The 9,996-nt window shown below is 70.5% G+C and carries 11 protein-coding genes; all 11 read right to left on the reverse strand.

All coding sequences use genetic code 11. The features are described 5' to 3' along the window. Positions 1-359 precede the first annotated feature (359 nt). Positions 360-908 (reverse strand): adenine phosphoribosyltransferase, encoded by a 549-nt coding sequence (locus EHS43_RS27125; RefSeq protein ID WP_125193377.1) that lies wholly within the window; start codon positions 906-908, stop codon positions 360-362. Beyond that, positions 905-2,017: a protein translocase subunit SecF gene (gene secF / locus EHS43_RS27130; RefSeq protein WP_125193384.1), complete on the reverse strand. Its 1,113-nt coding sequence runs from the start codon at positions 2,015-2,017 to the stop codon at positions 905-907. Before secF ends, EHS43_RS27125 begins: the two co-directional genes overlap by 4 nt. Before the next feature lie 2 nt (positions 2,018-2,019). Beyond that, positions 2,020-3,783, reverse strand: coding sequence for a protein translocase subunit SecD (gene secD, locus EHS43_RS27135; RefSeq protein ID WP_185806429.1), 1,764 nt, complete (start codon positions 3,781-3,783; stop codon positions 2,020-2,022). A gap of 132 nt (positions 3,784-3,915) precedes the next feature. Then, entirely contained in the window at positions 3,916-4,446 is a 531-nt protein-coding gene (gene yajC / locus EHS43_RS27140) for a preprotein translocase subunit YajC (protein ID WP_125193379.1), read from the reverse strand. A gap of 174 nt (positions 4,447-4,620) precedes the next feature. Next, positions 4,621-5,691, reverse strand: coding sequence for a Holliday junction branch migration DNA helicase RuvB (ruvB, locus tag EHS43_RS27145; protein WP_125193380.1), 1,071 nt, complete (start codon positions 5,689-5,691; stop codon positions 4,621-4,623). A gap of 10 nt (positions 5,692-5,701) precedes the next feature. Next, positions 5,702-6,307: a Holliday junction branch migration protein RuvA gene (ruvA, locus tag EHS43_RS27150; protein ID WP_125193381.1), complete on the reverse strand. Its 606-nt coding sequence runs from the start codon at positions 6,305-6,307 to the stop codon at positions 5,702-5,704. Then, entirely contained in the window at positions 6,304-6,855 is a 552-nt protein-coding gene (gene ruvC / locus EHS43_RS27155) for a crossover junction endodeoxyribonuclease RuvC (protein WP_037714968.1), read from the reverse strand. Before ruvC ends, ruvA begins: the two co-directional genes overlap by 4 nt. A 115-nt stretch (positions 6,856-6,970) precedes the next feature. After that, positions 6,971-7,723 (reverse strand): YebC/PmpR family DNA-binding transcriptional regulator, encoded by a 753-nt coding sequence (locus EHS43_RS27160; protein WP_007380718.1) that lies wholly within the window; start codon positions 7,721-7,723, stop codon positions 6,971-6,973. A 49-nt stretch (positions 7,724-7,772) separates the two neighbouring features. Continuing rightward, positions 7,773-8,378, reverse strand: a complete 606-nt coding sequence (gene pdxT, locus EHS43_RS27165) for a pyridoxal 5'-phosphate synthase glutaminase subunit PdxT (protein ID WP_125193382.1) — start codon at positions 8,376-8,378, stop codon at positions 7,773-7,775. A gap of 6 nt (positions 8,379-8,384) precedes the next feature. Further along, the gene (gene pdxS, locus EHS43_RS27170) at positions 8,385-9,290 is read right to left on the reverse strand and encodes a pyridoxal 5'-phosphate synthase lyase subunit PdxS (RefSeq protein WP_123759535.1); all 906 of its coding nucleotides are present in this window, start codon (positions 9,288-9,290) and stop codon (positions 8,385-8,387) included. 169 nt (positions 9,291-9,459) lie between these two features. Then, a partial coding sequence (locus tag EHS43_RS27175; protein ID WP_125193383.1) for a hypothetical protein occupies positions 9,460-9,996 on the reverse strand: 537 nt, incomplete at its 5' end.

A 9,996-nucleotide genomic window follows, 5' to 3' on the forward strand; every position in this document is an offset into this window, starting at 1 on the left:
GGGGCGGACTGGGCGTGCTCGACCGGCCCGCGGACGTCGTTCGTCGCGGTCTTCGCGTCCGGCGCGGGCTTCGCCGCGGGCGCCGAGCCGGGCTCGGGCTTGGCGGCGGTCAGTGGCTGGGCCTCGTCTGGCAAGAGGACTCCTCGTGCGCGATCCGAATCCCCCGGTCAGGCTCCGGAGAACCCATGGTAGCGATCCTGCGCCCCGGGATCGCCTCCAGTCCGGTGTGAGGGTCGTCTACCTCCGGAACGCGTGGGGCTGCCGTCGGCATTCCGAGGACGTCCACCGCGTCCCCGTGGACGCGGAACGGCCGCCCCGGGGTGTACCGGGACGGCCGTTCACGTACTGCGCCGACGGCGTCAGATCACGAGCAGGGCCTCCAGGGGGGCGCCTCGGAGCGCGGGCTCCAGGCGGGCCCGCCCGCTCAGGAATCCCAGCTCCATCAGGACCGCCAGGCCCGCGACCTCGGCTCCCGCCCTGCGGATCAGCTCGATCGAGGCCTCGGCCGTGCCACCCGTCGCCAGGACGTCGTCGACGATCAGGACGCGGTCGTCCGCGGACAGGTCCTCCGCGTGCACCTCGATCTCCGCCGAGCCGTACTCCAGGTCGTACGCCTGGCCGAGGGTCGCTCCGGGGAGCTTGCCCGCCTTGCGCACGGGGATGAAGCCCAGTCCCGCGCGGACCGCGACCGGGGCGCCGAGGATGAATCCACGGGCCTCCAGACCGACGACCTTGGTGGCACCGGTGCTGTCGGCGACCGCCGCGAGCGCGTCGGTGAGCGCGGTGAAGGCCGTGGGGTCCGCCAGGAGCGGGGTGATGTCCTTGAACATCACACCCGGCTCCGGGTAGTCGGCCACATCGCGGATACGGCTGAGCAGCAGCTCGGTGACTCCTGCGAGCTCGGTCATCGGCGCTTCCCCGAGGGACGGCCCCGGCCACGGCCCCGGGAGGCGGGCTGGGTGCGCGGGCCGACGACCGCGTGCGCGGAGTCCTCCGGCTCACCGTCGTCCGCGAAGTCGCCCCGGACCTCGGCGAGTTCCTCCTCGGCGGTGGCCTGCGAGCGCTTGGCCAGGACCCGCTTCTTGAGGGCCTTCATCGCCGGCTCGCGCTCCTTGAGGTCGGCGACGAGCGGGGTGGCGATGAAGATCGAGGAGTACGCACCGGCGGCGAGACCGACGAACAGCGACAGCGAGATGTCGTTGAGCGTGCCCGCGCCGAGGAAGCCGCCACCGATGAACAGCAGGCCCGCCACCGGCAGCAGCGCGACCACCGTGGTGTTGATCGAGCGGACCAGGGTGCCGTTGATCGAGCGGTTGGCGATGTCGCTGTAGGTCCAGCGGTTCTGCTTGGTGATGTCCTTCGTCTGCTCCTTGAGGGAGTCGAAGACGACCACCGTGTCGTAGAGCGAGTAACCGAGGATGGTCAGCAGACCGATCACCGTGCCCGGTGTGACCTCGAAGCCGACGAGGGCGTAGACGCCCACGGTGATGGTGATGTCGTGGATCAGTGCGACGAGTGCCGCGATGGCCATGCGCCACTCGAAGGCGATCGCCAGATAGATCACGACGAGGACCATGAAGATCGCCAGACCCTGCCAGGCCTTGTTGGCGATCTGGTCGCCCCAGCTGGGTCCGACCAGGTCGGCGGCGATGGTCTCCGGGTCGACCTTGAAGTCCTTGGCCAGGTCGTTCTTGATCTGGTCGGACTGCTGGGTGTCCATGCCGGCGATCTGGATGCGCAGCGTGCCGTTGCCGAGCTTCTGGACGACGGCGTCGTGGCCGGAGGCCTCCTTCGCGTAGTCCTCGGCCTGGGAGACCGAGACGCTGGTCTTCTCGGTGGTGAAGACCGCGCCGCCCTGGAAGTCGATGCCCATGTTGAGGCCGCGTACCGCGAGGCCCAGGATCGCCGTGATGGTGATCAGGATGGAGATGCCGTACCAGAGCTTGCGGTGACCGATGAAGTCGTAGCTGATCTCGCCACGGTGCAGTCGGGCGCCGAGGTTGCCGAGTTTCGACATGCTCACGCCTCCTTCGTGTGGGCGGGGGCGGCGGGACGGCGGGTGCGGCGCAGTGGCGGCTTGGCACCCAGGCTCTTCGGGTCGAGCCCGGACCACTTGCTGCCGCTCGCGAAGAACTTGCGGCGGGCCAGCAGCGTCATCAGCGGCTTGGTGAAGAAGAAGACCACGACCACGTCGAGCACGGTGGTCAGACCGAGCGTGAACGCGAAGCCCTGGACCTTGCCGACCGTCACGATGAACAGCACCGCGGCGGCGAGGAAGGACACGAAGTCCGAGACCAGGATGGTGCGCCGGGCACGCGGCCAGGCCCGCTCGACGGCGGGACGCAGCGAGCGGCCCTCGCGGATCTCGTCCCGGATGCGTTCGAAGTACACGATGAACGAGTCCGCGGTGATACCGATCGCGACGATGGCACCGCACACGGCCGGCAGGTTCAGCGCGAAGCCGATGGCCGGGCCGAGGAGCGCCATGAGCACGTAGGTGAGGATGCCGGAGACGAGCAGCGAGGCCATCGCGACGAGCGACAGGCCCCGGTAGTACGCCACCAGGTAGATCACGACCAGCAGCAGGCCGATGGCACCGGCGAGGAGACCGGCGTGCAGCTGGTCACCGCCGAGCGCGGCGGTCACCGTGGTCACGCTCTGCTCCTTGAAGGAGAGCGGGAGGGCGCCGTACGACAGCATGTTGGCGAGGTTCTGGGCCTCGGCCTGCGTGAAGCTGCCGGAGATCTGGGCGTTGCCGCCGGTGATCGAGGAGCTGACGTAGGGGCTGGAGACGACCTCGCCGTCCAGGACGATGCCGAACTCGTTCTGCGGCTGGGCGTTCTTCGCGAGCTGGCCCGTGATGTCCGCGAACTTCTTGGCGCCCTTGCTGTTGAAGGTCATGGTGACCTGCCAGCCGGCGGCGGTCTGCGTGTCGAAGACCGCCTGGGCCTTCTTGACCTCGGTGCCGTCGACGGCGGCCGGGCCGAGCAGGTACTTGTACCAGACGCCGGAGATCTCGCCGCAGCCCACGGTGGTCGCACCCGGCTTGGCGCCCTCGCCCGCGGTGGTGCGCTGGGCCTTCTTGGAGCAGTCCAGGGCGGCGTACTGGGCCTGGACCTTGGCGTCGGCGGCGGAGGTGCCGGTGCCGCCGGTGGCGGAGGCCGACGGGGACGCGGCGCTCGACGCGCTCGCGGACGCGGACGGCGTGGAGTCGGCCTTCAGAGCGTCGGTGACGGCGCGGCCCTGCGAGGTGGCCGAGGCCGACGGGGACGACGACGAGGTCGCCTTCTCACCCGTGGAGCCGGACTTGCTCGCGGAGGGGCTCGGCGAGGCGGTCGAGGAGCCGCTGGCGGAGGGGCTCGGCGAGGCCGCGGCGCCGCCGGTGGCCTCCTGGGCCAGGACCGGACGGAAGTACAGCTTGGCGGTGGTGCCGACCTGGTCGCGGGCCTCCTTGGAGTTGGTGCCCTTGGGGATGTTCACGATGATGTTGCGATCACCCTGGGTCTGCACCTCCGCCTCGGAGACGCCCAGACCGTTGACACGGCGGTTCATGATGTCGACCGCGGTGTTCATGTTGGCCTTGTTGATCGCGGACCCCTGGTCGGCCTTGGCCTCCAGCGTGATGCTGGTGCCTCCGGCGAGGTCGATGCCGAGGCGCGGGGTGGTGTGTCCGGAGAGGAACATTCCACCGGTGAGCGCCACGATGGCGATCAGGATCAGGGCCAGCGCGCGCCCCGGCTTGCTCTGGGCACTCGCGCTCCGGCCCCTTTTAGGTGCTGCCACCTTCTCGTACTCCCTCTCGGGCCGCTCTCGCGCCGGGTCGGCGTGCGGGCGGCCATGACTGGTGTCGGGATCCCCCTGCGAGACGCGCAGCTCCGGGGCGCACGGAGCAGGTCCGCGCGCCCCGGAGTGCGACTACTTCGCGCCGGTGTCGCCGTCGGTCTTCTTCGGCTCGTCGTCCGGCTTCGCCTCGGTGGCCTCGGTCTCGGCGTCGGCCTTGGCGGGCGCGTCGTCGGCGGGCTCCTCGGCGGCCGTGTCCTTCTTACCGAGGTCGACGGACTTCTCGTCGGAGGCGGCGGCAGCTTCGTCGGCGGACTCGTCGGTCCCGGTGAGGGAGGAGGCGTCGTCGGGGACGACGTCGGCGTCGGACTTCAGGTCGTGCTCGATGCCGTGGACGATGCGGTTGTACTCGTCGTCGGTCAGCACGGCACCGATGGCGTTCTTCGCGAAGAGGAGGTCCACGCCCGGGCCCGCGTCGAGGAGGACGGTGTCGTCGTTGACCTCCTTGACCGTCGCGTACATCCCCCCGATCGTGCGGACGCCGCTGCCGGGCTGCATGTCGTTCCGCATGTTGGCGGCCTGCTGCTGCTTCTTCTTGGCCGACCGGGTCATCAGGAACATGGCCCCGATGAGCACGATGAACGGGAGGAGGGTCACGAGACTCACGGGTCGGAACTTCCTTCACGCGACCGCGATGGTGAGCGGCCTGATGGTTGGGGGTATGTGCACCGCCGACAAAGGCGGCATCGGCGGAGTCTAAGCGAGTCCGCGCGCAGGGAACAACGCTCAGCATCGCACCTGGGTTCTGGACCGGGCCAATGCTTGGCCGTCACAAAGGCATCACGTCCCGAACAGGTCCTGTTGTCCGTTTCCCGTGGCCGCCGAGCGGGGCGGGGTGAGGCCGAGATGTGCCCATGCGGCGGGAGTGGCGACCCGGCCGCGCGGTGTGCGGGCGAGCAGACCCTCCCGGACGAGGAACGGCTCGGCCACCTCTTCCACTGTCTCGCGCTCCTCGCCCACCGCGACCGCGAGCGTGGACAGGCCGACCGGGCCGCCGCCGAACAGCTTGAGCAGGGCCTCCAGGACCCCGCGGTCGAGGCGGTCCAGGCCGCGGGCGTCGACCTCGTAGACCTTCAGGGCCGCGGCGGCGATGTCCCGGGTGATGATCCCGTCGGCCTTGACCTGGGCGTAGTCGCGGACCCGGCGCAGCAGACGGTTGGCGATACGGGGCGTGCCGCGGGAGCGTCCCGCGATCTCGGCGGCGCCGTCGGAGCCGATCTCGACGTCGAGCAGGTTGGCCGAACGGTGGATGACCCGCTCCAGCTCGGCGGGCTCGTAGAACTCCATGTGCGCGGTGAAGCCGAAGCGGTCGCGCAGCGGGGGCGGCAGCAGGCCCGCGCGCGTGGTGGCGCCGACCAGGGTGAACGGGGGCAGCTCCAGCGGGATGGCGGTGGCGCCGGGACCCTTGCCGACGATGACGTCGACGCGGAAGTCCTCCATCGCCATGTAGAGCATCTCCTCGGCGGGCCGCGACATGCGGTGGATCTCGTCGAGGAAGAGGACCTCGCCCTCCTGGAGGGAGGACAGGATCGCGGCGAGGTCGCCCGCGTGCTGGATGGCGGGGCCGGAGGTGATGCGGATGGGGGCGCCCATCTCGGCCGCGATGATCATCGACAGCGTGGTCTTGCCGAGTCCGGGGGCACCGGAGAGCAGCACGTGGTCGGCGGTGGCGCCCCGCGCGCGTGCGGCCCGCAGGACCAGGTCGAGCTGTTCGCGGACCTTCTCCTGGCCGATGAACTCGTCCAGGTCCTTGGGGCGCAGGGCGGCCTCGACGGCCTGGTCCTCGCGGTCGGCGGACGCACCGACGAGCCGCTCCGCGGCGGTGTCGTCGGTGGTGTCGTCCCAGTTCACTGACGTTCTCCTAGCGGGCGCGGTTCAGGGTTTGCAGGGCGGCCTTCAGCAGTTGGCCGACCTGGGGCGTGCCCTCGGCCGCCTCCGCCTGCGGGGTCACGGCGGTGACGGCCTCGTCGGCCTCGCGCGTGGCGTATCCGAGGCCGATCAGGGCGGCGTGCAGCTGGTCGCGCCAGCCCTGGGTGACCGGGGCGCCGATCGCGGGGGCTCCGATGGGTTCGCCGAGCCGGTCCTTGAGCTCCAGAAGCAGCTTCTGGGCGCCCTTCTTGCCGATGCCGGGCACGGCGATGAGCGCCTTCTCGTCACCGGTGGCCACCGCTCGGCGCAGGGCGTCCGGCGCGTGCACGGCCAGCATGGCCTGGGCCAGGCGCGGACCGACTCCGCTGGCGGTCTGGAGCAGCTCGAAGACCTGGCGCTCGTCGTCGTCCACGAAGCCGTAGAGGGTGAGGGAGTCCTCGCGCACGACGAGCGAGGTGGCGAGCTTGGCGGGCTGGCCGAGGCGCAGCGTCGACAGCGTGTTGGGCGTGCACTGCACCGCCATGCCGACACCGCCGACCTCGACCACGGCGGCGTCGGGAGCGAGGGCGGCGATCGTGCCGCTCACAAAGGCGATCATGCCGTACGGCCTTTCCGTGCTGTGGTCCGTGCTGTTGCTGTGTGCAGGGCGACGGCCTGCTGGAGTCGGTTCTGGGCGGGCGCGCGCCAGATGTGGCAGATGGCGAGGGCGAGGGCGTCGGCCGCGTCCGCCGGCTTGGGCGGTGCGTCGAGCCGCAGCAGGCGCGTGACCATGGCGCCCACCTGGGCCTTGTCCGCGCGGCCGCTGCCGGTGACGGCGGCCTTGACCTCGCTCGGGGTGTGCAGGGCGACGGGGATGCCGCGGCGGGCGGCGCACAGCATGGCCACGGCACTGGCCTGGGCGGTGCCCATGACCGTACGGACGTTGTGCTGGCTGAACACCCGCTCCACGGCGACGAATTCGGGCCGGTGCTCGTCCAGCCACTGCTCGATGCCCTGCTCGACGGCGACGAGCCGCTGCCCCAACTCGGCGTCCACGGGCGTGCGTACGACCCCGACGCCGATCATCGTCAGCGGCCGGCCCGCGACCCCCTCGACGACGCCGACACCGCATCGCGTGAGACCGGGGTCCACCCCGAGTACGCGCACGCTCCCCCTCCTTCGCTCGCCTGTTTGTGCAGGCTATCGGGTGCCACCGACAACGGCGGCGGGCCGGTGGGGTGTGTCCCACCGGCCCGCCGGATCCGCTCGGTTCGCGGCAACGCTACGCGTCGACCTTCTCCATGACCTCGTCGCTGACGTCGAAGTTGGCGAAGACGTTCTGGACGTCGTCGCTGTCCTCCAGGGCGTCGATCAGCCTGAAGATCTTCCTGGCGCCCTCCTCGTCCAGCTCGACCTGCATGGTCGGGACGAAGTTGGCGTCGGCGGAGTCGTAGTCGATCCCGGCCTCCTGGAGGGCGGTGCGGACCGCGACCAGGTCGGTTGCCTCGCTCAGGATCTCAAACGACTCGCCCAGGTCGTTGACCTCCTCGGCGCCCGCGTCCAGGACGGCACCGAGCACGTCGTCCTCGGTGAGCTCGCCCTTGGGGACGATCACGACGCCCTTGCGGTTGAAGAGGTACGACACCGAACCGGGGTCGGCCATGTTGCCGCCGTTGCGGGTCATGGCGACACGCACGTCGGAGGCGGCGCGGTTGCGGTTGTCGGTGAGGCACTCGATGAGCACCGCGACGCCGTTGGGGCCGTAGCCCTCGTACATGATCGTCTCGTAGTCGGCACCGCCGGCTTCGAGACCGCCGCCACGCTTGATCGCGGAGTCGATGTTCTTGTTCGGAACGGACGACTTCTTCGCCTTCTGCACGGCGTCGTACAGCGTCGGATTGCCGTCCAGGTCCACGCCGCCCATGCGCGCCGCGACCTCGATGTTCTTGATCAGCTTCGCGAAGAGCTTGCCGCGCTTGGCGTCGATCACGGCCTTCTTGTGCTTCGTCGTGGCCCATTTAGAGTGGCCGGACATCTGCCTGTCTCCTTCGCGTAACCCATCTCTGCAACCAACGCCTGAGATCCTACAAGGACTCCCGCGTCCGGTACGCGCGCACCATGTCGACAAAGAGAGAGTGCACGCGGTGGTCGCCGGTCAGTTCCGGGTGGAACGACGTGGCGAGCGCGTCGCCCTGGCGGACCGCGACGATGTGCCCCTCGTGCTCGGCCAGCACCTCGGCCTCGGCGCCGACGGACTCCACCCAGGGAGCGCGGATGAAGACGCCCTCCACGGGGTCGCCCGGAACGCCCTTCACATCGACGGCGGCCTCGAAGGACTCGTTCTGACGTCCGAAGGCGTTGCGGCGCACGATCATGTCGATGCCGCCGACCGTCTCCTGGCCCGAGCGCGGGTCGAGGATCTTGTCGGCCAGCATGATCAGCCCCGCACAGGTGCCGTAGACGGGCATGCCGTCGCGCACGCGCGCGCGAAGGGGCTCCATCACGCCGAACAGGACGGCCAGCTTGGAGATGGTGGTCGACTCCCCGCCGGGGATGACGAGACCGTCCACCTCGGCGAGTTCGTCCGGACGCCGCACCGGCCTGGCCACGGCGTCGGCCGCGGCCAGGGCGACGAGGTGCTCCCGGACGTCGCCCTGGAGGGCCAGGACGCCTATGACAGGAGTGCTCATGGGTGGTTACCAGCCGCGGTTGGCGTAGCGCTCGGTCTCGGGGAGGGTGTCGCAGTTGATGCCGACCATGGCCTCGCCGAGGTTGCGGGACGCGTCCGCGATGATCTTCGGGTCGTCGTAGAAGGTGGTGGCCTTCACGATGGCGGCGGCACGCTTGGCGGGGTCCCCGGACTTGAAGATGCCGGAGCCGACGAAGACGCCCTCGGCGCCGAGCTGGCGCATCAGCGCGGCGTCGGCCGGGGTGGCCACGCCGCCGGCGGAGAACAGCACGACCGGGAGCTTGCCGAGCTCGGCGACCTCCTTGACCAGCTCGTACGGGGCGCGCAGCTCCTTGGCTGCGGCGTACAGCTCGTGGTTGTCGTAGCCGCGCAGGCGGGCGATCTCGTTCTTGATCTGGCGCAGGTGGCGCACGGCCTCGACGACGTTGCCGGTGCCGGCCTCGCCCTTGGAGCGGATCATGGCCGCGCCCTCGGCGATGCGGCGCAGGGCCTCGCCGAGGTTGGTGGCACCGCAGACGAAGGGGGTCGTGAAGGACCACTTGTCGGAGTGGTTGACCTCGTCGGCCGGGGTCAGGACCTCGGACTCGTCGATGTAGTCGACGCCGAGGGACTGCAGGACCTGGGCCTCGACGAAGTGGCCGATGCGGGACTTCGCCATGACCGGGATGGACACGGCCTCGATGATGCCCTCGATCATGTCCGGGTCGGACATCCGGGCCACGCCGCCGTCCTTGCGGATGTCGGCGGGGACCCGCTCCAGGGCCATGACGGCGACGGCGCCCGCGTCCTCCGCGATCTTCGCCTGCTCCGGCGTGACGACGTCCATGATCACGCCGCCCTTGAGCTGCTCCGCCATACCGCGCTTCACGCGCGCGGTGCCGGTCTCGGGAGCCTGGTTCTCGGTGCTGGACACGGGTTGACCTCGCTGAAGTGAAAGAGGGATTACTGCAGCCCCGAGGAAACGTCACCGGAGCAGGCCACAGCAAGGGCCAATGGGGAGCCGGTGGATCGTTTTGCCGCCGCGTGGGTCGTGGCCGGTCCACGGAGGGAGGGGGTGCGCTACCCGGCCGCCGGGGCCGCGTCTACGCTGCCCGGTCCACCAGGGCCGCAGGTGGCTCGTCGTCCATCTCGAAGGCCATCGGGAAGGGGGCGTGGCCGGCCAGGCGGAACCAGCGGACCTTGCGGTGCTGGCGCAGTCGGCGGGCGGCGCCCACGGCGTCGTTGTGGAAGCGGCGGGCCATCGGCACCCGGCGTACCGCCTCGGTGAGCTCGTGCGCGGCCGCCTCTCCCCCGGGCGCCTCGCGCACCGCCTCCACCTGGGCGGGCTCCGCGAACACGGCCCTCAGCGCCTGGCTCAGCTCGCTCTCGACGACCTCACGCTGCTCCTCCTCGACCTGCCGGGCGGCGTGCGCGGCCTCGTACAGGACGATCGAGGCGGCCGGGTCGAGCACGCCCGAGGTGGCCAGCTCCTGGGCCACGGAGGCCCGGCGGAGCAACTGGGCGTCCAGGCCCGCCCGGGTGGCGTCGATCCTGGCGTGCAGCCGGTCCAGACGGCCCGCGGTCCAGCTCAGGTACAGGCCGATCGCGACGAGCGCGACGAGAATCCAGATGAGGGTGAC

The organism is Streptomyces sp. RP5T (assembly GCF_003933965.1).
Taxonomy (GTDB): Bacteria; Actinomycetota; Actinomycetes; order Streptomycetales; family Streptomycetaceae; genus Streptomyces.

Coding starts and splice junctions, on each gene's coding strand:
- pdxT (WP_125193382.1), bottom strand. CDS start 8,378: ATGAGCACTCCTGTCATAGGCGTCCTGGCCCTCCAGGGCGACGTCCGG.
- EHS43_RS27125 (WP_125193377.1), bottom strand. CDS start 908: ATGACCGAGCTCGCAGGAGTCACCGAGCTGCTGCTCAGCCGTATCCGC.
- EHS43_RS27160 (WP_007380718.1), bottom strand. CDS start 7,723: ATGTCCGGCCACTCTAAATGGGCCACGACGAAGCACAAGAAGGCCGTG.
- ruvA (WP_125193381.1), bottom strand. CDS start 6,307: ATGATCGCCTTTGTGAGCGGCACGATCGCCGCCCTCGCTCCCGACGCC.
- secF (WP_125193384.1), bottom strand. CDS start 2,017: ATGTCGAAACTCGGCAACCTCGGCGCCCGACTGCACCGTGGCGAGATC.